This is a genomic window from Alcanivorax sp. (assembly GCF_002733835.1).
Taxonomy (GTDB): domain Bacteria; phylum Pseudomonadota; class Gammaproteobacteria; order Pseudomonadales; family Alcanivoracaceae; genus Alcanivorax.
The window spans coordinates 1-19,389 of sequence record NZ_NVWY01000011.1 but is presented as its reverse complement, the minus strand read 5'-3'; the positions used below and the strand labels follow the sequence as shown (position 1 = coordinate 19,389).

Sequence of the window (19,389 nt, the reverse complement as noted above, 5' to 3'; positions counted from 1 at the left end):
GCGAAGCGGTAAATCACCGGGGTGTAAAACCCGGTCAACTTTCCGGGTGACGGCTGTGCTGGCGGCGTGCCTCGGCCAGCATCAAGCCGCTATAGAGCAGAGCCACCACAGCCAGGCCGGCCCCCAGCATGACAACGCCGGACCAGCCGTGTTCATCGTAGGCGGCGGCAGAGGCCAGTGAGCCGAAGGCGCCGCCCAGGAAATACAGGAACATGTACCCGGAGTTGAGCCGGTTGCGGGCGCTTTCATCCAGCGAAAACACCATGTTCATATTGGTAATGTGAACCGCTTGCAAGGCCAGGTCCAGCAGCACAATACCGGCGAGCAGGGCGATGAGCGACGTGCCGCCCAGCCCCAGCAATCCCCAGGACAGCAGCAGGATGACAATACCGGCGATCGTCAGCCGGTGGCCGTGACCCCGGTCGGCCAGTACGCCGGCGTGGCGAGCAGACAAGGCGCCGGCCGCCCCCGCCAGGCCGAACAGGCCGATGGTGGCATCATTGAAGGACCAGGGTTCAGCGGACAGCAGGAATGCCAGCGACGTCCACAGCACGCTGAACATGGCAAAGCCCAGAAAGCCGAGCACGGAACGTTGGCGGTACACCTTGTGCCGCGCAAACAGCCCGATGATGGAGGTAATCAGCTGGCCATAATGGAGCGAAGCGGGTTGATGGTAGCGGGGCAGCAAGCGCCACAGTGCCAGGGTGTTGAGTAACATCAGCGCAGCGGCAACCCAGTAAACGGTATGCCAGTCGCCCAGGGTGGACAGCGCTCCCGCCACGGTGCGTGCCAGCAGAATGCCCAACAACAGCCCGCTCATCACCGTGCCCACCACCTTGCCGCGGGTTTCCAGGGGCGCCAGTGTGGCCGCAAAAGGAACCAGCACCTGCGCAACCACGGAAAACGCCCCGGTCATGGCGGTGCCTGCCAACAGCATCGGCAACGAACGGGCGCTGGCGCTGACCAGCAAGCCGACCATGGCCAGCAGCATCATGATCACAATCAAGCGGCGGCGCTCGACCAGATCGCCGAGTGGCACCAGCAGGATCAGCCCCACTGCATAGCTGGCCTGGGCGGTGGTCACGATGATGCCGGCCTTGGCATAACTCAGGCTGAGTTGATCTGCGATGGTATGTAGCAGCGGCTGGGCGTAATAGTTGCTGGCGACCACCAGACCGGTAGTGGTCGCCATCAGCAACACGAGAAGCGGGCTGAGTGGCGAAGAGGAGCGCGTGTCGTGGGTCATGCTGAATCCTGGTATCCGTGCGCGGCGAGATAGTGTCCGGCAAAGGGAAAAAGGGAGCCAGAGCAGTTAGTTGATCGGATTGATGCAAAAAGGTGATGCAGGCAATAAGGGAAAGATGGTGCCCCGGAGACGATTCGAACGTCCGACCTAGCGCTTAGGAGGCGCTTGCTCTATCCAACTGAGCTACCGGGGCATGGCTGCTGATTGTAAGGACTTTCAGCGGTGGCGCCAGTTTTCAGGAAACGGGTGGTTGTTTTTTATGCGAGAGGCGATAAGCAGTCGTTCCGTCAGTTGAGTCTCCTGCAGGCTCCACCAGGACCACTTCATGCTTGTTATCGTCTCGGGGGCACAATCTTGTCGAAACTCGTAGCTCGTAGCTCGATTCCCCCCTTCACGTAACGTTTGCGACAAGCCTGCATCCAATTGATAGCATTAAGGAAATTGAAACAGGTGAAATATGCAGGACACCCACGATTTATTGGTGCGAAGCAGCACGGATTTTCCGCCACTGCGTCGCCATGCCACTTCCGTGTTGCAGGTAAACCTGGGTTATCTGTGCAACCTGAGTTGTGTGCACTGCCATGTGAATGCCGGCCCCACCCGCACCGAGCTGATGGACAAGGCCACCATCGATCTGATTCTTCAGGTCATTCGCAAGCGGGATATCAAGGTGATCGACCTGACCGGCGGCGCGCCGGAGATGAACCCCCACTTTCGTTACCTGGTGCGCGAATGCCATGCATTCGGTGTGGAGGTCATCGACCGCTGTAATCTCACCATTCTGCTCGAGCCGGGCTACGAAGATTTGCCTCAGTTTTTGGCTGACCACGACGTGCATGTGGTGGCCTCCCTGCCGTGCTATTCCGAAGAAAACGTGAACAAGCAACGGGGCAAGGGCGTGTTTCAGGGCAGCCTTGAAGCCATTCGCCGCCTGAACGAGAAAGGCTACGGGGACGACAAGGTGCTGGACCTTGTCTATAACCCCACCGGCGCGACGTTGCCGCCTCCACAGGCTGCCCTCGAAGCTGACTACAAGCGTGAATTGATGACGCATTTCGGTTTGCGTTTCAATCATTTGCTGACGATTACCAACATGCCTATCAGTCGTTTCGGTGCGGTGTTGCTGGCCCATGATCAGTTCAACGACTACATGCAGCTGCTGCGTGACAGCTACAATCGCGACACCCTGCCGGCCTTGATGTGCCGCTCCATGGTGAGCGTGGATTACCAGGGCTATCTCTACGATTGTGACTTCAACCAGATGCTGGACATGCCGCAAGGCCACCACGAAGGTCACCAGCATCTGTCGAGCTTGCTGAAAGACGATATTGAGGGCGAGCCGATTTATGTGGCCGACCACTGTTTCGGTTGCACGGCAGGGGCGGGAAGTAGCTGTGGTGGTTCGCTGGAATGAGCCGCATTAGTGTCATCGTACCGGTGCTGAACGAGGCGGATACCCTGGCCGGGTCACTGGCACGACTGCGCGCTGCGCTGCGTGACGGTGACGAATTGATCGTGGCGGATGGCGGCAGTAGCGACTCCAGCATGGATATCGCCCGGCAGCTAGCGGACACGGTGCTGGCCAGCGAGCAGGGGCGCAGCATCCAGATGAATACCGGGGCGGTGTGTGCCAGCGGTGTGTGGCTCTGGTTTGTTCATGCTGATACCGTGCTCGACTCGCGGCATCGCGACGCCCTGAATGGGGTGGCCAGCACCGCTGTGTGGGGGCGGTTCGATGTACGCCTCAGTCGGCCGCGGCCGCTGTTTCGTGTTATCGCCTTGATGATGAACTGGCGCTCCCGTGTTACCGGGATCGCCACCGGCGACCAGGCCCTGTTTGTGCGCCGTGATGTGTTTCGTGAACAGGGCGGGTTTCCCGAGCAGCCATTGATGGAAGATATTGCCCTGTCGCGCCGGTTGCGTGCGCTGGCGCGCCCGGTGTGCCTGCGCCCGCCCTTGACCACCAGCAGCCGCCGCTGGGAGGCCAACGGTCCCTGGCGAACCATCTGGTTGATGTGGAGCCTGCGCTTTCGCTACTGGCGCGGAGCCAGCCCGGAGTCGCTGCACCGCGACTATTACGGGGGAGATGCCAGGTGACCGCCACGCCATTGCTGATTGTTTTCGCCCGTGCCCTTCACCCAGGCCAGGTTAAAACCCGTTTGATCCCTGGTTTCGGTGCCGATGGTGCCTTGCAGATTTATCAGCAGTTACTCTGGCAGACGTTTGCTGCCGCTGAGGCGTTTCCCGGTGATGTGCAGCTGTGGCTCGACAAGCCGGATGCGCAGTTGCAGCAGGAGGCGGCGGCACGGGGCTGGTCCTGTTTTTTGCAGGAGGGTGAGGATCTGGGTGAACGGATGGCCGGGGCATTATCGCGTGGCCTGTCGCTCACTTCCCGGGCTTTACTCATCGGAAGTGATTGCCTGTTGCTGGATCAGTCTTATTTTGAACAGGCGCTGAATGTGCTGGATCACACCCCCGTGGTGTTCGGGGCCAGTGAAGACGGTGGCTATGTACTGCTGGGAAGCAGCCAGGCATCGCTCTGGTCCGCTGGCCGCTTCAGCGGTGTGCGGTTTGGTGGCCCCCACGCGTTACAGGACAGCCGATCCTGTTTTACCCCGGAGCAGACCAGGGTTTTGCCACCCCTGTGGGACGTGGATGAGCCGGAGGATGTGGCGCGGGCCCGCTCATCCGGACTTTTACCGCCCGTCACTTTTTCCTGATTTGACGGGTGCCATGACGGGCTGTGGTTGCTTAAATTTCTACCCTGTAACACAAACAGGCTTTCTGTAGCTGCTATGGTAGCCGCCGTAAAGGATGACGGAGCAGGTTGATGCACGATAGATCGGTCCTCGATGTCGAGGTCGTTTCCGAATTGCAGGATATTATGGGCCAGGATTTCCAGATGCTGGTCGAATCGTTCCAACGCGATGGCGAACAACGCCTGGCCGCGCTGGATCAGGCGTTCGCGCAGGGTGATGCGAATACCCTGCGCAGCCAGGCACACAGTTTCAAGGGCAGCAGCAGCAATCTGGGGGCAACATATGTTGCAGGTCTGTGCATGGATCTGGAAACGCTGGCCTCCAGCGGTGACCTTGCCAGTGCGCCGCCCTTGATTCATTCCCTGAAAGAGCATTTCCTGCAGGCCTGTGCGGCGTTAAACGCCACGTTGGCGTGAAATGGGGCTGGCCAAGGGCGAATTTCAGGCAAAAAAAACCCTCTTCCGAAATTGGGGTGGAAGAGGGGGGTTGTGAGCGCTATTGCTAGCGCCTTGGGGGGATACTGGTTGGCTAGGCGGTGTGCGTAACACCACGTTTTCCATAGAATTAATGCTACCCAGAAGTGTGACGCCGTGCTGTAAAAAGCAGTGAGGAAATGTAAAAGATTGGGCGCCTTTTAGCGTCGGGATGTAGCCCTCTGGGGGCAGGGGGCTGGTGCGGTGGCGCGAGCTTGTAAGAGATCTCTTACAAGGCTGTAGGAAAAAACAGTGTTTTTTCGCTGTTTTTGACCCTTAAAAGCGAGCATCAGAATATTAACTCATTGTTATATTTGAGTTTTTTGGGGTTTGTGTGGTTTTCACCCAGACTTTTAATATTTATTTTACCCACAGAGCAAAATACGGTTGATATAGTGTTTCCGTGCTTCAGGGAATTGAGCACAAGGATTTGCAAGGAATGCAGTACAGGGATGTTGCGGTGAGCGCAAAAGGGTCAGGATGACTCGACGCAAAAAGGGCGGCAGGATGCCGCCCTTTTATTTTGCCTGGAGAAAAGTGATCCGCGCTTATCGGATCAGCTTCTCCCGCTTGTTCGGCACACCGTCCCACTCTTCAGCGTCGTCCGGCGCATCTTTCATTTCGGTAATGTTCGGCCACTTCTCTGCCAGATCCGCGTTGATCTCCAGGAACTCCTGCTGGTCGTCCGGCAGTTCGTCTTCCGAGAAGATCGCGTTAACCGGGCACTCCGGTTCACACAGTGCACAGTCGATACACTCGTCCGGGTGGATGACCAGAAAATTTTCGCCTTCGTAGAAACAGTCTACCGGGCACACTTCCACACAATCGGTGTGTTTGCAGTTAATGCAGTTCTCACCTACTACGAACGTCATATCCTGTCCTCGCCAGGTGTCTTCATTTTGTACAGCGCCAAGAGCTGATTATAGCAGCAACAGGCACGGTCTCGCTTGGGGTGGCGCTAGTCTAGCGATATGCCCAGAGGCAGGCAAACGCAGCGTTGATATAAGGATATAGCGCATGCAGTCAGAAGAGGACACGGGCGGGGGGATGGAGCACCTGCAGGAGCACTTCTCGAGGTGCGAACCCCCGAGTGCCGGTCGAGTTGCGAGAAGCGAGTTTCGAAAGGCAAACCCGAAAACAGGGTAAAGTCTGACGGTTTTCGCTTCTCGTCACCGGGCTTGTCGTGCCACCAACCCAGCGCTGTTCCTGCAGCGCTAAAGCAGTCCTCTCAGCTTGTAGAGTGCCTCCAGCGCCTGCTTCGGCGTCAAATCATCCGGGTCCAGTTCCTTGAGGGCGTGCTCCACGGCACTGGGCTCACTGAACAGGCTGGCCTGGGCCGGCATCGTTGTCGGGGTGCGGGCGGTGGGGATGACCGTGGGCGGTGCATCGTTCACCGTCAGGTTTTGCCCGGCTTCCAGCTCGCGCAGCTTCTCGCCGGCCTGCTGGATCACCCCCGCCGGCACCCCGGCCAGCTGGGCCACCTGCAGGCCGTAACTGCGGCTGGCCGGGCCTTCCTGTACCCGGTGCAGGAACACAATGCGGTTATCGTGTTCGCTGGCAGTCAGGTGGGCGTTGTAAATCCCTGGCAGTTGCTCCGGCAGTTGAGTCAGCTCGAAATAGTGAGTGGCAAACAGGGTAAAGGCCTTCAGGTTGCGGGCCAGGTGCTCGGCCGCCGCCCAGGCCAGGCTCAGGCCATCAAAGGTACTGGTGCCTCGGCCGATTTCGTCCATCAGCACCAGGCTCTGGGCGGTGGCGTTGTTGAGGATGTTGGCGGTTTCGGACATCTCCACCATAAAGGTAGAGCGGCCACCGGCCAGGTCATCGGAGGAGCCGATACGGGTAAAGATGCGGTCCAGGCTGCCGATGCGGGCACTGGCCGCCGGTACGCAGCTGCCCAGGTGGGCGAGCAGGGCAATCAGCGCGGTTTGGCGCATATAGGTGGATTTACCGCCCATGTTCGGGCCGGTGATGATCACCATGCGGCGGGCATCGTCCAGGTGCAGACTATTGGGCACAAAGGCATCGTCCAATACCTGCTCCACCACCGGATGGCGGCCATCCACGATCTCGATGATGGCTTCTTCATCGACCAGTTGCGGGCGCACCCAGTTCAGCGCTTCGGCGCGCTCGGCCAGTGAGGTCAGCACATCCAGCTCGGCCACGGCGGCGGCGCTGCGCTGCAGGGCATGCAGGTCGGCGGCGACTTTTTCCAGCAATGCTTCGTAGAGACGCTTCTCCAGAGCCAGCGCCTTGCTGGACGCGGACAGGGCCTTGTCTTCGAATTCCTTCAGCTCCGGGGTAATAAAGCGCTCGGCATTTTTCAGGGTTTGGCGGCGTTGATAGTCCGCCGGCGCCTGGTCGGATTCCCGGCGTGACAGTTCGATGTAATAGCCGTGCACGCGGTTGTACTTCACCCGCAGGGTGGAAAGCTGGGTGCGCTCGCGCTCGCGGGTTTCAATATCCACGAGAATAGCGCCGGCGTTTTCGCTGATGGAGCGCAGCTCATCCAGCTCTGCGCTGTAGCCGGGGGCAATCACGCCGCCGTCTCGAATCAGCATGGGCGGGTTTTCAATCACCGCAGTGCCCAGTAATTCCACCTGATTCGGAAACTGGCCGATACGCTCGATCAATTCGTAGAAGCAGTCGGCGGCGGGCAAAGTGCCAATCAACGGCGGTAGCGCCTTGAGGCTGGCATGCAAGCGAGTCAGGTCACGGGGACGAGCGGAGCGCAGGGCCACCCGGCCGAGGATCCGCTCCATGTCGCCGATGTCATTAAGCACATCGCGGGCAGATTCGAAACACCAGCCCTGGCGCAGAGCGTCGATCTGGTCCTGTCGCTGGGTGAGGGTGGTGCGGTTACGCAAAGGCTGGTGTACCCAGCGTTTGAGCAGGCGCGCGCCCATGGCGGTTTGGGTGCTGTCGAGTACCCAGGCCAAGGTGTGTTGTTCCTGGCCATCCAGGGTTTCGGTCAATTCCAGATTTCGGCGGGTGGCCGCGTCCATGGCCACCGCGTCGTCAAAGCTTTCCACGGCAAGGCCGGTAATGTGCGGCAGCTCACCGCGCTGGGTCTCCTTGGCATAGCCAAGCAGGGCGCCGGCAGCGGCGACCGCCACGGCGGTTGGCTCACCGAAACCGGCCAGATCCTGTACCTGAAATTGCTGACACAACTGACGGCGGGCGGCGTCTTCGTCAAACTCCCAGCCGGGGCGTTTGCGGGTGCCCGGGCGCTCGGCCCAGCGGCCTGGCAGGCCGTGTTCCTCGCTGAGCAGCAGCTCAGCAGGTGACCACCGCTCCAACAGAGCCTGCAGTTGTTCGGCACCTTCTACCTGGGTGACCACAAATCGCCCGGCGGCCAGGTCCAGGCTGGCGCAGCCGTACTGATTATTGTGATCAAAAACCGCGCACAGAAGATTGTCGCGGCGCTCTTCCAGAAGCGCCTCGTCACTCACGGTGCCTGGGGTAACAATGCGCACCACCTTGCGTTCCACCGGCCCCTTGGCCAGGGCGGGGTCACCAATCTGCTCGGCAATAGCTACCGATTCACCCAGCTTCACCAGCCGCGCCAGGTAGTTCTCAGCCGCATGATAGGGGATCCCTGCCATGGGAATCGGCTTGCCGGCACTCTGGCCGCGTTGGGTCAGGGTAATGTCCAGCAACCGCGCCGCTTTTTGCGCATCCCCAAAAAACAATTCGTAGAAATCCCCCATGCGGTAGAACACCAGCTGGTCCGGGTGCTCGGCCTTGATCGCCAGGTATTGCTGCATCATAGGTGTGTGTGCGGATAAATCGTTGTGCGTCATCTCTGCGTTTCAGCCTGTTTTTTCCTTTTATTTCGCTATAAATTCAAATTGTTAGCGAAATGTGTGATTTCCGGTAGTGTCCGTGGTTGTCCACGGAAATCCACCCCAATCCGCAAAATAAGTGTAGGTTTTAGTGTAGGTTTTCGTGCCGGGCCGACTCCCCGGTGATATACTTCTCAAAACCTACACCAAATCCTTTGCAGGCCAGACGGAGCCTGCGATGCGGGGATTTGCTTGAAACCGTTAGTGTTGGTGGATCAAAGCGATGGAGCATAGCAAACAAGGCAGTAAGCAACTATCGGTCCGTGCCATTGAGGCAATGCGGCCTGGTGACAAGGTTAAAACGGATGGTGCTGAGAACGCGGGACTGCGGGTCAGCTGCGGCTCGTCGGGTCTGAAAACCTTCACTTATCGTTATCTAAGCCCTGAGACGGGAAAGTTGGTTCAGGTCAAGATAGGTAACTTCCCTGGGGTGAAGCTTGCCGAAGCTCGCCTTGAGCTTTCCAAAATGAAGGAGCTCAGGGCAAAAGGGATTTGCCCCAAAGCTGAGCGGGATCGTCAGCTTCAGGCGGAGAAGGAAGCCAAGGCTGCACAGGCGGAGGCTGAGGCCGTTGCTGCCTATACAGTGACGGATCTGGTTGAGCAGTATCTGACAGAGGTGATCGAGGACCGTTCGGTGACTGATCCCAGAACCGGTGAGAAAAAGCGGGTACCGGGCGCCAGAAATCCAAAGGGACAGTGGGAGGTCCGCAGAACCCTGCACAACGATGTCGTCCGGGTGCTTGGGGAGAGACCGGCGGCGGAGGTGAAGCGCAAGGATGTGGTCGACCTGATCAAGGAGATCCTGGATCGAGGGGCCAGGGTCCAGGCTGGAAATGTGCTCAGGGAGTTTATTGCTGCCTATGAGTACGCGATTGGGTTGGAGCGCCTGCCTGACGACTTCCCCAACCCTGCATGGTTGGCCAAGGCGAGTTTGAAGACGGCACGGGTCCGCATGAGCCCGAATAAGGGTAAACGGGTGCTTTCCGATAAAGAGCTGGCCGCTGTCCTGGCCTGGTTGCCGGGGTCGGGCTACTCCCCAACGCAGAAGAGCGTAATGAGATTTGCTCTCTGGACGGGCTGCAGGACGGGGGAGGTGTGCAATGCCGAGTGGAAAGACGTGGATCTTGAGGCGGGAACCTGGCACCTGAAGGATTCAAAGAACGGTGCCGAGCGCTATGTGCAGCTGTCTAGGCAGGCTGTAGAGTTTCTGAGGAATTTGAAGCTGAGTACGGATGAGTACCTGTTTCCATCAACCCGTACCAAGAAACCGATCCAGCAAAAGTCGCTAACGGAGACCAAATGGCACCTAAAGAACCCGGAAAAGGTCAAATATGGTCGGAGTTATACTCCTGCCCAGCTCTGGCTCGACTCCATCCCAGACTGGTCGCCTCATGATCTCCGGCGCACGGTGCGTACTGGATTGGCGCGTATGGGCTGTCCCAGTGAGGTAGCTGAAGCAGTGCTGGGTCATTCTCGCAAGGGAATTGAGGGTACTTATGACTTGCACAGCTATGAGGCTGAGTGCCGGCATTGGCTTCAGCGGTGGGCGGATCATATCTCAGAACTGAGCTGAGCCGGCCTAATTTGATTGATGCTGGGTTGTGGTGTTTCACTTCAGTGTGTTTTTTTTGAGCAGCTCAGTAAGCCCGTAGCGACTGGGAGATCCCATTAATCTGTTGGTATGTTCTGGTGGCTCCAGGGGCACATCTGAGGTTGGCTGGTCCGTTCTGAGGGGCTCTTTGTCTTGATGTTTTGTCGATGTAAGATTGGCTATTCTCTCTTTAAGTTTATGAATTTCCTTGTCTTTATTGAATATTTCCTCCTTGAGGGTTTCAAAGTTCGTGGTGGTTGAGAGATCGAGAGGTCGCCATGTTGTCGGCGACTTCTTGTTGCTCATGAGCTCCTCAGCTTGCTGGACGGCCTTCTCGACAGCTGCTTTCTTGTCATCTTCCGTTTGAAGCCCTTCTTCGATGAGCTTCTCCAGCGTGGCTTTTAGCGTTTCCCCCCTGGCGTTGGCCAGCTTTTTGAGCGACTCGCGAGTGCGTTTGTTCACGCTGACTGAAAGTGTGGAGGTCTCGTTCTTTTGGGTGCATTTAAAGACTCTCCAACGCAGTTTCAATCTACGGATAGCTTCTGCTCGGTCGGCTCCTTCCGGAAGGGCCTGATTAAGATCTGAAATGAGTGAATCAACTCGGCTCTGCCCAACTTCGGTAAATCGTCGTAGCCCCTCATTGTGCAATTCCTGATCAATCCAGTCCTGCCTCTCTTTATGTCCTTTCAGCCATTCTTCAATGGACTGTGGTTGCCTGGCCATGCTCCCTCCCGTTTCTATGTTCGCTTCTTCATCGGCCTTGAATCGAAATGATTGTAACCGGTTAAGAGTACATTTTAACGTTAAAATTAACATTAAAAGGTACTATTTGAAGTTGGCGCTAGAAAAATGAGGGGGGTACTATTGCGAAAAACTAATAGGATTTGAGTGAATTTATGGGGATATGGTTGGTTCCTCTTCAGGCATCCAGTCAGGAATCCAGCAAATTTCGTAAGCAGTATTCTCTGGATCGACTTAGTGCAGCGACCCGTTATTTCTTATGTAGGTTCCTTAAGGGCCATGGAGATGAGGAAGAAGCTCTAAGGCAAAAGGAGGACTATTCTCGGGATTTCTATCAGTCCGACCGATCTGTGAGTCGGGCGATTGAGGAGCTGGTCGGCGCTGGGATCTTACTTGAGAAGAGAACGAAAAGTGGGGTGGGGCGGCCTTCGCTGCGTTTAAGTGTATCGCAAGATTTTTTGGGGGAATTGAGGGCATCAGCGGCTAATGAGGATCCCCTTCATGAACTAAAAATTGAACGTGTGTTCACTGATAGATTCCCTCCCAGAAAGGGTGAGCGGAGGACTCGGTTGAGTCCGGCGAATCGTGTTCTTTTGGCGGTATTGCTTTTGAGTGCGGATAAGAATGGAGCAGTTCAGATTGGGATGGGCAAGCTTGGGAGGGTCGCAGGTCTCAGTGAAGATCAGCTCAAGTCTCAATTCACGAAGCTGGCTGCTGAAGGGTATCTGAGGGCGAGGGTTTCGGGCTTCTCTGGGAGGTGCTTGTTTGGCCGAGTGGCGGGATATGTCTTTCTTAATTTGAGGCACGTAGATCTGGGAGGAGGCGAGGGTGGTCAAATAACGATCATTCAGTGCTTTCCGGGGTTTGGTCAGGCTGTCGAGCTATATCGAGATTCATGGGATGTTCATCGCGACCTAAGAAAATACCGGAATGATAGCTCGCTTTTGGCTGATTACCCTCCATCTCACTATCCCGCCATTAAGAGCGCTATCTCGTTTGAGTCTCGATGGAATGAAGGCTGCAGAAATCAGTGGGATGGTAAGGCGTCAAAAGTGCTGCCTAAGCTGCAACTCGATGGGTACTTTCAGGAGTTGCAGCCTTCACAAGCGGCCTCATATCTGCAGATGAGAATCAATCACTATGCATCATTGCTGTTAACCAATGGGGATTTCGAAAATACTATCTCGGATGACTATCGAGTGAAGTTAGAAGATTCAATCCGTGGCGAGCTTGTTTCGCCAGAGCGGAGTGGGGTTGAGCCAGCGCTGAAAGCATTTCTGACCGCTGTTTGGCAGCAGGTCAAATCTGCTAGAGGCATGATAGATCTGGTGAAGGGAGTCGATAGATGCCTGGTAAGCGAGTTGGAGGAGAAGGGGGCCGAGTACCTCATTCTCCCAATGGAAGCGGTATTGGGGGGTCAGCATGCACTTACCTTGCAGATTTCTACAAAAGAAAAAATAGGCCCCGGAGACGGGAGCTGCTGGGTTATTGATATGCCAGGTCACGATTCGCAACCGGATGTAGTGAATGCCTATGAGGACGTAACGACATCATTCCCGAAACGGGCACCTAGGCACATAGTCAATCGATACCCCAGTGAGCAAGACCTGAGTGAGGAAGAGCAGATAAGCTATGGCTTGAGATTGCGAGGGCACAAATATCCAACCGGGAATGCATAATATTTTTCCAGAGTGGAAAGAGATATTTCCCACCATACTTTTCTTTGAAAACAGTGGCCTGGGGGATGAAAAAGGACCGATTTAACTGTCGGTTATAGATATATAGGGTTTATTGATCCATCCCTAAGAGGGCTAAATACCCAGTAAGAAATTACATACATGCCTGTTCTTGTGTTCAACGACACATAGGACATGGACATGCAAAAGCGACATCCTCACAACCCTAACCTGACTTTGATTGAAGGGACCGAATGGAACGGTCTTCCCCTGCTTCGAAAACACTCCCCATACATTGAGCAGTATCTAGAGCAAATTCTTGAAACCATGAGAAGGTCTGTTGATCGTTACCGAAGAACGACCGCATTACGGATAGACCTACGAATACCTGTCGATTCCATTACTCCAGATTCTGATGTGATTTCCCGTTTCTTTGCCTCTCTGCAAGCCAAGATCAATGCTCACCAGCTTCGTAAGGCGAGGTTCGAACAGAGAGTTCATTCCTGTGAGCTCAGATATATCTGGGTCCGAGAGAGAAATACCGCGCATCACCGGCACTATCATTGCTGCCTATTCCTGAACGGGGACGCCTACCGTCATTTGGGTTCATTCATCAAGCAGGAAGAGCAAGAATCAACTAGGAACATGGCTAACAGAATACGTAGTGCCTGGGCGAGCGCGCTTGGTTACTCTTGGGAGGAGAGTCAGGGGCTCGTCAACTACACGAGGCGTGGGATATACAGGGTTGATGCAAACTCTCCGTCCTTGTGGGGGTCGTATTCTGGGTTATTTAAACGGCTTAGTTATTTTGCGAAAGCTAGGACCAAAGTCTTTGGTAGTGGAAAGAACAATTTTGGTTGTAGTCGGAGGTAGGTAGCGCCAAGTACACCTGCTCATTTTTTACAGCCATGGCTCATCTCATGAGCAGAAGGAGATACCTCATGAGAATCATTCGTTTGAAAGACGTCATGGCAACCACTGGCCTAGGCCGGTCTTCCATCTACAAGTACGCCCAGGATGGCTCGTTCCCGAAGCCGGTGAGCCTGGGAGGGCGTTCATCAGGTTGGGTGCTGGATGAAGTGGAGGAGTGGGTGATCGAGAAGATTGCTCAGAGGGATGAAAAACTGAGAGAGGAGAGAAAATAGGCGTTTTCCGCGATGAGGTCATTCCTGATGATGACGCAGGCGGGGGGCCATGTAAGAAAAAAGAAGGCCTGTGCATCTAAGCAATAGAATGCACAGGCTCTATATTGTGTAGATAGCAACTTCACTCAAGAGAGATAAGCTACTGAAACTCCCATGTCCAAGTGCCGTTATCATCAGTGACAGACACCTCGATGATATTGCAGCCAGGTTCTGCTTTCGCTGTTAGTTTTTGCCCAAACTTGGCCGATGCTGGAAACAAACTGGCTCCTTCATGGAAGGTTTCGGTGGCGGGGTTGTACACCATATTTATATTCAGTTTTCCCAGATCAACCATCTTTGTTTCTTTCAGTGTGAGTTCACGGCCAGCCTTGAAAGATCCATGTCCGCAATTACCTCGGTTGAATACAACGTCATGCACGGTCACTTCGTCTTCCTTGGCAGTAAGATAGACCGTACGTCCGTTTAGTCTGATATCCACCGAGGGGTGGCCTGAACCCGGAGAACCACCGTTGCCGTATATTGCAGGGTCGACATAGTTGCCATCATCATCAATGGTCGCCATCTCAAACCCTTCGAACTGCACAAAATCAATGTGGTTCTTGAGTTCTTGGAGTATTTCCTCGGCGTTCATGCCGTCCAGTTTGGCAAAGTCAGGCTCTATGACATTCCCGTCATGGTCCACATAGCCTCTCAGATAAACATCCCAGAGCTCGAAAAGGAGCTGCGTATCAGTTTCAGGGGGTGCGTTATTGGCGAGCTCAATAAAGCTATCAACATGGTTGTCGGCGTCGAATGTGGTTTCGCCGCAGCCTGATAGCGTGGAAATGACCATGATAAACAGGCCCAGTCTGGCTAGTTTGTACATTTGATTACCTTCTTCGTGTTTTGGAATGAAAGGCCCTGGCCCCGTTTTAGGGTTGGGCCTGTTGAGGGGTTACCGTCGGCAAGCCATGGCTGCTTCTGCGACGCTGGTGTAGAAACGGTTAATGTCACCTTTGCCTTTGCTGAACGCTGCCAGCTCTTGAGGTGAATATTGCTGGGCGAGTTTGTCGTAAGCGCATGCACACATGTCTTCCGGGGCATTTTGCGTGCACCCAAGCATGAACTCGTCTCTTGCCTGGTTTGGCTGACTGTCGGAGCAGGCGGGTAGTAAGGTGACGCTTGAGAGGAAAGCCAACGGCAGCAAGGCGCTTATCCTGCGTCTGGGGTTATAGAACAAGGCCTGCCCCCAAGGCTGTTCCTAGGAATACCCCGATGGATTGAGGCCCAATCATCCAGAAAAGCTTTGTCTTGAGGAGTGCTCCGAAGCCGCCGCTGGTGAACATCATGTCGGGCCTGGCGAAGCGTCTGATGGCGTCACCCAGCATGGCGCCCGTTATGCCACCGATAAGCCCTGTAATAGTGGCGAGAAGTTTTAGGCCCATCCCAGCAGCAGCAATCTCAGGTGTGCGGTTGTTGCTGAGTAGAACGAATACGATGACTAGCGAGACGATCCCCCACCCAATGGCGGATTTATATACGCCGCTGGTTCCTTCTGGTTCTTCGGAATGGTTGTGCCCTTCAAAGTTTTCCACGGTCTTTCTCCTTATTGGGTTTGATCTTGCTGGGGAGCGATTAAGGCAAGTCTCCCCATTTGCCATGGGTGGCCAACACTTAAAGAAGCATGGCAGGCTGGTTTGTAGGTTCTTATGGGTTGCACAAAGGTATAAATAACCTTTATACAGGTCGAAGTGTCTTGTATGGTGCGTGGATGGTCAACCCCTGAGTAGCCACTCTCTCCGGTGTATATCGGAGGGGCATGCGAGTGGATATCCAGAAGGCATTTGGTAAGGCGGTTAAGCTGCGTCGGACGGAATTGGATTTAAGCCAAGAGGAACTGGCAGATGCGTCCACATTGGCACGCTCTTTTGTTTCCGGAGTTGAGCGGGGTGAGTCCAATGCTTCTACAGCCTCTGTCTGGAAACTTGCTCAAGCGCTCAAGTGCATGCCGTCGGATTTATGGTTGTCAGCGGAAAGGATTTACCTAGCAGCTCAGTAGACAGGTAAGAACCCTAATCCCACTTCATTGCTTGGCTAATCTGGATCTCAGGTTAGAGGGATCAACAGCATTGCCAGACACTGCGGGTTTCTCCTCTGGGATGAACTCCTCCACTACCTGCAGCCCCTCATCTTCCGCATACTCGAACTGAGCATTCATCAGACCCGCCTGAGCGACCTTATCCAGCTCGGCTTGGCTGATTCCTAGAGTCCCGCGCCCCTTCGCTTCTTCCCGAGCATGGGTGACGGCCTCTTTCATGTCCTGATCCGCTCTGAGGGTGAGATCCACATAGTAGATCGGTGCCCGATGGCTCTGGGTGGTGCTCTTGCCCCGCAGCTTGAGCTCCAGCGGTAGCGTGGCCAGGTTGCCGCCACTGATGGCGTGGAAGTAACGCAGGCGAGCGGCGAGGGTGCGGATGCTGTTGTAGCCGGTGGTGCGGAACACAAAACAGCCCAGCTCATCATCATCGCCGATCTGGACGTACAACCGGCCATAGGGCTTACACAGCCCATGGCTGCCGTAGTCACACAAATCGGGTGACGGACAGGGCAGGGACTCCAGACCCTTGTCGGTATGCCGGCGGCAGGCCTCCCCATCTCCGGCACACAGCGGTCTGCCACTTTTGCGCTCGAAGAAGGTGTACTCGGCCCTTAGGTTCAGGTCCGGGTCATTGAAGGGCAGGGTAATGGGAATGCTGCGCAGCTTGCTACCCTGGGTTTCCTTGCGCATGGCCTCATCGAGCGGGTGAGGTAGCCATCCTTCTTTAGTTTGGATCTGGGTGGTGATGGTGAATTGATCGTCTTTCTCCGGCAGACGCTTGCCGTTCTTTTCCACCACCCGGCCAATACTGATACGGCCGATCACGGGAGGGGTAATCGCGAGTCCTTTGATCATGAGATTCTCCTGATAGCAGACACAAACATGTAGCCGGGCTTGGCCCGGCTGTTATGCCGATTAAGGGTTGGGTTAGGGGTTGGGGCGCACCAGGAACCGGCGACTGCCTGCCTTATGCTTGGGGTAGTGCTTGAGCAGATCCGGCTGATCCTGCAGCAGAGCTTTACTGTCCAGGCTGGTGGAGTCCTTGCTACGCTTCCAGGTCACGGAGCCCTCGGTGAAGGTGGCCTTGCTGGCCAGCCCCATGGTCTGCTGGATACGTTGCTTGAGCGTGGATTCCCGGTCGGTCAGTCGGCCCAAGGTGTCCCGCAGATCCAGCAGTTCATTGAAGTCGCCTTCCATGGCCGGGTTATCCGTGAGATCCACGGTTTCCCCTTTATCCTGGGGGTAGAGGGCTTGCAGAGCGTTCCCGGCAGAGTCAGAGCCATCCGGATCCGGTGGGGTATCCGCTTCTACCCTTTGCCAGAACTCTCGCTCCAGCTCGTACAGGTGCGCGATCAGCGCTTCATCCCGCTCGATGCGATGAATCTGCAACTCCTGCCCACAGATCAGCACGGCCACATCGGCAGCCCGCTTGCCGGTGACGGCCAGCTGATGCTGCACTTGGCACTGGATGTACTCGGGAACACCGTCCGCCCACAGCTTGGCTCCGTATTGCCCTGTGGTCTTGCATTCGAGTATCTGCACATCGTCATTACCGACCACAGCGTAATCCAGGTTGGCGAGCATCCAGGGCTTGTCGTCATCTGGGTGCTGTAGCACGGCATTCACCCGCCGTACCTTGTTGCCGGTGATCTTGGCGTAAGCCTCGGCCACCTTCGGCTCCAACAGGGTGCCCCAGTACAGGGGGGATTGAATGTCATCAGGATCAGGGGCGGGTAACAGACCATCCCGTCCGGTTTTGATCATCCACAGTTCCAGAGGGGACTGGTACGGGCTGATACCTACCGCCGCAGCGGCATCACTGGCACCGATGCCCTGCTTACGGATCTTCAGCCAGTCTTCGCGGTTCATGCGTTTGGTCGACACCAGGCGCAGGGCTGGGCGCTGGCCGGGTGTCGTGCTTTTCGGTTGTGCCATGAGAATGCTCCAGACAAAGAAAAGCCCCGGCACAGTGGCCGGGGCTAGGGGTAAGGAATGAAAGGTAAATGAGGGTGATGGTGAAATGGCATTATGCGGCTCGACCTGAAGAGGAAGGGCCTTCCTCGCCAATCTCGAAGAAGTCATTCACCAACGCCTCAATGTAACGCTCCGCTTCTTTATTGCTGGGCAGGTGGCCGTGAGTCAGTAATTGCTCACCCAGCCACTCGCCAAGTTCGCTGACCACTTCGTACTCGAAGACGCCAGGACGACCACGGGGTTCGAACCAGATGTGGGAGACCGTCTGCCAGAGCGGTTCCAGGTACTCGCAGGTGGCGATGATCAACTCGATGCAACCGCTGTCCCAGGTCTCCAGGATACGACGAGTCCGGCCCGGATCGCCGGGATGGCACATCAAGCCTTCATGTAGAAACGCGCCCCACACCGCTGACAATTCAGCAGGCATAGGGCGACAGTCCCATACCGCCAACAGGCGGTAGAGCCATTTCAGATTCATGGTGTTCTCCAGGTTTTCTTTTAAAAGGAGGTAGAGAGAGGGGGGGGAGCGGTCAGAGTGCATCAGGCGACCAGAAGAGAGGTTTGCTCCAGAGCCCGTTGCTTGATCTGGGCACCCTTGCCGAACCAGGCAGAGTCCAGCCGGTTGTCTGTACTGCGAGCGCGGCGCTCGTGGTCCACGAACTCGGTGACCGCATTGAGCAGGCCATAGGCCGTGTTCTTGGCGGACGCTAACTCTGATCCGCGACCTGCACCGTCATACAGAGCCATGGCTTTCTTCATGGCCTGCTCGTTGGCCTTCACCGGCATACCGGGTGGCTGATAGCCGGTATCTGTGAAAATGGTCTGCATGACCTTCTCGGCGGTCTTGCGGGTGATGCGCCGTTTGCTCAGGGCTTTCAGGCGGTACATGAAGTCATCCCAGGCAGAGACCGAAATCCCCAGCTGCTGTTTCACCGCTTGCGGATCAAAGGTGGTGCTGTGGCGCACCTTCACCGCATGGGTATTGCCATTAAGCGCGACCGCGAGGGTGTTATTGCACACTACCCGAATACTGGTGAACTGCGCCGTGGTAGCCAGGGTGCCATCACAGGCCGTGGCAAGCAGCACGTAGCCATTGGTCTGATCATTGCCAGCCAAGGAGCCGGTTTGCCCGGTACGCGCCAGCGCCCACAGTTTGCGACCCCCTTTCAGGACGCCAGCGGTCTCCAGCTCAAAGCCGGACTGCTCGGTGAGATCCCGGTAGAACTCCAGCACCTCTCGGGGCTGAACCACCTTGAAGCGGTTGCTCACTACCGAAAGAGGCTCCTGATTGTCAGAACGGAACAGCACCTTCTGATCCGGGAAGGAGGAGATCTGCCCGAGAGCACCTGCTTCGCTACTGATAAAGCGAACCGGGGTCTCACGGATCTCCCAATCCATGCCGGCTTCCCGCATCCAGACATTGAGGGGTTGTTGGGCGGCAAGCTGGTTGCCCAGCCCATGCCAAGGTGTACGGCCCACATAGGCCATGTTTTCGACAAGATGTGCCATGGTGAATCTCCAATGAATAATGAGAGGGTGATGAGAAAGGAAGGGGTTAAACCATGCCGCGCTCTGCCAGGCTGACCCACTCGGAACGGGACACCACAAAGTGATCGAGTACCCGCACATCAATCAGTGCAAGGGCATCAGACAGACGCTTGGTGATCTGCTGATCTGCCCGTGAGGGCTCACAGCATCCGGAGGGGTGGTTATGGGCAAAGATCACGGCGGCGGCATTGCAGGCCAGGGCCTGCTGTACCACCACACGGGGATACACCGCCGCGCCATCAATGGTGCCGGTGAACAGGGTCTCGAAACTGAGCACCTTGTGTTTGTTGTTGAGGAAGATGGCGGAGAAGACTTCG

At 56.1% G+C, this 19,389-nt stretch carries 20 protein-coding genes and 1 tRNA gene; 9 read left to right on the top strand and 12 right to left on the bottom strand.

Annotation, left to right across the window (positions count from 1 at the left end):
- Nucleotides 1–34: 34 nt before the first annotated feature.
- Nucleotides 35–1,246 (bottom strand): MFS transporter, encoded by a 1,212-nt coding sequence (locus COA55_RS07410; RefSeq protein ID WP_290501223.1) that lies wholly within the window; start codon nucleotides 1,244–1,246, stop codon nucleotides 35–37.
- Nucleotides 1,247–1,362: 116 nt separating this feature from the next.
- A tRNA-Arg gene (locus COA55_RS07405) sits at nucleotides 1,363–1,439 on the bottom strand.
- Between the two features lie 264 nt (nucleotides 1,440–1,703).
- On the opposite strand from COA55_RS07405, the gene arsS reads away from it, so the two are divergent.
- The 4 genes from arsS (at nucleotide 1,704) to COA55_RS07385 (ending at nucleotide 4,421) form a co-directional block, all read left to right on the top strand.
- On the top strand, nucleotides 1,704–2,660 hold the full coding sequence (gene arsS, locus COA55_RS07400; protein ID WP_290501222.1) for an arsenosugar biosynthesis radical SAM (seleno)protein ArsS: 957 nt from the start codon (nucleotides 1,704–1,706) through the stop codon (nucleotides 2,658–2,660).
- Nucleotides 2,657–3,343, top strand: coding sequence for a TIGR04283 family arsenosugar biosynthesis glycosyltransferase (locus COA55_RS07395; protein ID WP_063520377.1), 687 nt, complete (start codon nucleotides 2,657–2,659; stop codon nucleotides 3,341–3,343). The genes arsS and COA55_RS07395 overlap by 4 nt, the downstream gene beginning before the upstream one ends.
- Nucleotides 3,340–3,966 carry a TIGR04282 family arsenosugar biosynthesis glycosyltransferase gene (locus COA55_RS07390; RefSeq protein ID WP_063520376.1) on the top strand — a complete coding sequence of 209 codons (627 nt, stop codon included), beginning with the start codon at nucleotides 3,340–3,342 and terminating at the stop codon, nucleotides 3,964–3,966. Before COA55_RS07395 ends, COA55_RS07390 begins: the two co-directional genes overlap by 4 nt.
- Before the next feature lie 110 nt (nucleotides 3,967–4,076).
- Nucleotides 4,077–4,421: an Hpt domain-containing protein gene (locus COA55_RS07385; protein WP_290501221.1), complete on the top strand. Its 345-nt coding sequence runs from the start codon at nucleotides 4,077–4,079 to the stop codon at nucleotides 4,419–4,421.
- A 605-nt stretch (nucleotides 4,422–5,026) separates the two neighbouring features.
- On the opposite strand, the gene fdxA is transcribed toward COA55_RS07385, so the two are convergent.
- The gene (fdxA, locus tag COA55_RS07380) at nucleotides 5,027–5,350 is read right to left on the bottom strand and encodes a ferredoxin FdxA (protein WP_063519003.1); all 324 of its coding nucleotides are present in this window, start codon (nucleotides 5,348–5,350) and stop codon (nucleotides 5,027–5,029) included.
- A 342-nt stretch (nucleotides 5,351–5,692) separates the two neighbouring features.
- A complete protein-coding gene (gene mutS / locus COA55_RS07375) occupies nucleotides 5,693–8,278 on the bottom strand; it encodes a DNA mismatch repair protein MutS (RefSeq protein ID WP_290501220.1) in 2,586 nt (861 codons plus the stop codon).
- Nucleotides 8,279–8,543: 265 nt separating this feature from the next.
- Here mutS and COA55_RS07370 point away from each other — a divergent pair, with 265 nt between their 5' ends.
- The gene (locus COA55_RS07370) at nucleotides 8,544–9,893 is read left to right on the top strand and encodes a site-specific integrase (RefSeq protein ID WP_290501219.1); all 1,350 of its coding nucleotides are present in this window, start codon (nucleotides 8,544–8,546) and stop codon (nucleotides 9,891–9,893) included.
- A gap of 36 nt (nucleotides 9,894–9,929) precedes the next feature.
- Here COA55_RS07370 and COA55_RS07365 read toward each other — a convergent pair whose 3' ends face one another.
- The gene (locus tag COA55_RS07365) at nucleotides 9,930–10,634 is read right to left on the bottom strand and encodes a hypothetical protein (protein WP_290501218.1); all 705 of its coding nucleotides are present in this window, start codon (nucleotides 10,632–10,634) and stop codon (nucleotides 9,930–9,932) included.
- 587 nt (nucleotides 10,635–11,221) lie between these two features.
- Between COA55_RS07365 and COA55_RS07360 the strand changes: the two genes are divergently transcribed.
- From COA55_RS07360 to COA55_RS07355, 3 genes are all read left to right on the top strand, one after another.
- Complete coding sequence (locus COA55_RS07360; RefSeq protein WP_290501217.1) at nucleotides 11,222–12,331, top strand: hypothetical protein; 1,110 nt, start codon at nucleotides 11,222–11,224, stop codon at nucleotides 12,329–12,331.
- A 192-nt stretch (nucleotides 12,332–12,523) separates the two neighbouring features.
- Nucleotides 12,524–13,201: an inovirus Gp2 family protein gene (locus tag COA55_RS16945; RefSeq protein ID WP_363969913.1), complete on the top strand. Its 678-nt coding sequence runs from the start codon at nucleotides 12,524–12,526 to the stop codon at nucleotides 13,199–13,201.
- Nucleotides 13,202–13,269: 68 nt separating this feature from the next.
- Nucleotides 13,270–13,473: an AlpA family transcriptional regulator gene (locus COA55_RS07355; protein WP_290501216.1), complete on the top strand. Its 204-nt coding sequence runs from the start codon at nucleotides 13,270–13,272 to the stop codon at nucleotides 13,471–13,473.
- Nucleotides 13,474–13,612: 139 nt separating this feature from the next.
- On the opposite strand, the gene COA55_RS07350 is transcribed toward COA55_RS07355, so the two are convergent.
- Entirely contained in the window at nucleotides 13,613–14,338 is a 726-nt protein-coding gene (locus COA55_RS07350; protein WP_290501215.1) for a hypothetical protein, read from the bottom strand.
- A gap of 343 nt (nucleotides 14,339–14,681) precedes the next feature.
- The gene (locus COA55_RS07345) at nucleotides 14,682–15,047 is read right to left on the bottom strand and encodes a hypothetical protein (protein ID WP_290501214.1); all 366 of its coding nucleotides are present in this window, start codon (nucleotides 15,045–15,047) and stop codon (nucleotides 14,682–14,684) included.
- A gap of 224 nt (nucleotides 15,048–15,271) precedes the next feature.
- Between COA55_RS07345 and COA55_RS07340 the strand changes: the two genes are divergently transcribed.
- Nucleotides 15,272–15,511, top strand: a complete 240-nt coding sequence (locus COA55_RS07340) for a helix-turn-helix transcriptional regulator (RefSeq protein WP_290501213.1) — start codon at nucleotides 15,272–15,274, stop codon at nucleotides 15,509–15,511.
- A 24-nt stretch (nucleotides 15,512–15,535) separates the two neighbouring features.
- Here the strand turns inward: COA55_RS07340 and COA55_RS07335 are convergent, their stop codons facing one another.
- The 5 genes from COA55_RS07335 to COA55_RS07315 all read right to left on the bottom strand — a co-directional run.
- The gene (locus tag COA55_RS07335; RefSeq protein ID WP_290501212.1) at nucleotides 15,536–16,405 is read right to left on the bottom strand and encodes a hydrolase or metal-binding protein; all 870 of its coding nucleotides are present in this window, start codon (nucleotides 16,403–16,405) and stop codon (nucleotides 15,536–15,538) included.
- 72 nt (nucleotides 16,406–16,477) lie between these two features.
- Complete coding sequence (locus COA55_RS07330; protein WP_290501211.1) at nucleotides 16,478–17,485, bottom strand: lambda-exonuclease family protein; 1,008 nt, start codon at nucleotides 17,483–17,485, stop codon at nucleotides 16,478–16,480.
- A gap of 91 nt (nucleotides 17,486–17,576) precedes the next feature.
- Nucleotides 17,577–18,002 carry a hypothetical protein gene (locus COA55_RS07325; protein ID WP_290501210.1) on the bottom strand — a complete coding sequence of 142 codons (426 nt, stop codon included), beginning with the start codon at nucleotides 18,000–18,002 and terminating at the stop codon, nucleotides 17,577–17,579.
- Nucleotides 18,003–18,064: 62 nt separating this feature from the next.
- On the bottom strand, nucleotides 18,065–19,033 hold the full coding sequence (locus COA55_RS07320) for a DUF932 domain-containing protein (protein WP_290501209.1): 969 nt from the start codon (nucleotides 19,031–19,033) through the stop codon (nucleotides 18,065–18,067).
- 46 nt (nucleotides 19,034–19,079) lie between these two features.
- On the bottom strand, nucleotides 19,080–19,389 hold a 310-nt coding region (locus tag COA55_RS07315; RefSeq protein ID WP_290501208.1), incomplete at its 5' end, for a JAB domain-containing protein.

Coding starts and splice junctions, on each gene's coding strand:
- COA55_RS07410 (WP_290501223.1), bottom strand. CDS start 1,246: ATGACCCACGACACGCGCTCCTCTTCGCCACTCAGCCCGCTTCTCGTG.
- arsS (WP_290501222.1), top strand. CDS start 1,704: ATGCAGGACACCCACGATTTATTGGTGCGAAGCAGCACGGATTTTCCG.
- COA55_RS07395 (WP_063520377.1), top strand. CDS start 2,657: ATGAGCCGCATTAGTGTCATCGTACCGGTGCTGAACGAGGCGGATACC.
- COA55_RS07385 (WP_290501221.1), top strand. CDS start 4,077: ATGCACGATAGATCGGTCCTCGATGTCGAGGTCGTTTCCGAATTGCAG.
- fdxA (WP_063519003.1), bottom strand. CDS start 5,350: ATGACGTTCGTAGTAGGTGAGAACTGCATTAACTGCAAACACACCGAT.
- mutS (WP_290501220.1), bottom strand. CDS start 8,278: ATGACGCACAACGATTTATCCGCACACACACCTATGATGCAGCAATAC.
- COA55_RS07370 (WP_290501219.1), top strand. CDS start 8,544: ATGGAGCATAGCAAACAAGGCAGTAAGCAACTATCGGTCCGTGCCATT.
- COA55_RS07365 (WP_290501218.1), bottom strand. CDS start 10,634: ATGGCCAGGCAACCACAGTCCATTGAAGAATGGCTGAAAGGACATAAA.
- COA55_RS16945 (WP_363969913.1), top strand. CDS start 12,524: ATGGACATGCAAAAGCGACATCCTCACAACCCTAACCTGACTTTGATT.
- COA55_RS07355 (WP_290501216.1), top strand. CDS start 13,270: ATGAGAATCATTCGTTTGAAAGACGTCATGGCAACCACTGGCCTAGGC.
- COA55_RS07350 (WP_290501215.1), bottom strand. CDS start 14,338: ATGTACAAACTAGCCAGACTGGGCCTGTTTATCATGGTCATTTCCACG.
- COA55_RS07340 (WP_290501213.1), top strand. CDS start 15,272: ATGCGAGTGGATATCCAGAAGGCATTTGGTAAGGCGGTTAAGCTGCGT.
- COA55_RS07335 (WP_290501212.1), bottom strand. CDS start 16,405: ATGATCAAAGGACTCGCGATTACCCCTCCCGTGATCGGCCGTATCAGT.
- COA55_RS07330 (WP_290501211.1), bottom strand. CDS start 17,485: ATGGCACAACCGAAAAGCACGACACCCGGCCAGCGCCCAGCCCTGCGC.
- COA55_RS07325 (WP_290501210.1), bottom strand. CDS start 18,002: ATGAATCTGAAATGGCTCTACCGCCTGTTGGCGGTATGGGACTGTCGC.
- COA55_RS07320 (WP_290501209.1), bottom strand. CDS start 19,033: ATGGCACATCTTGTCGAAAACATGGCCTATGTGGGCCGTACACCTTGG.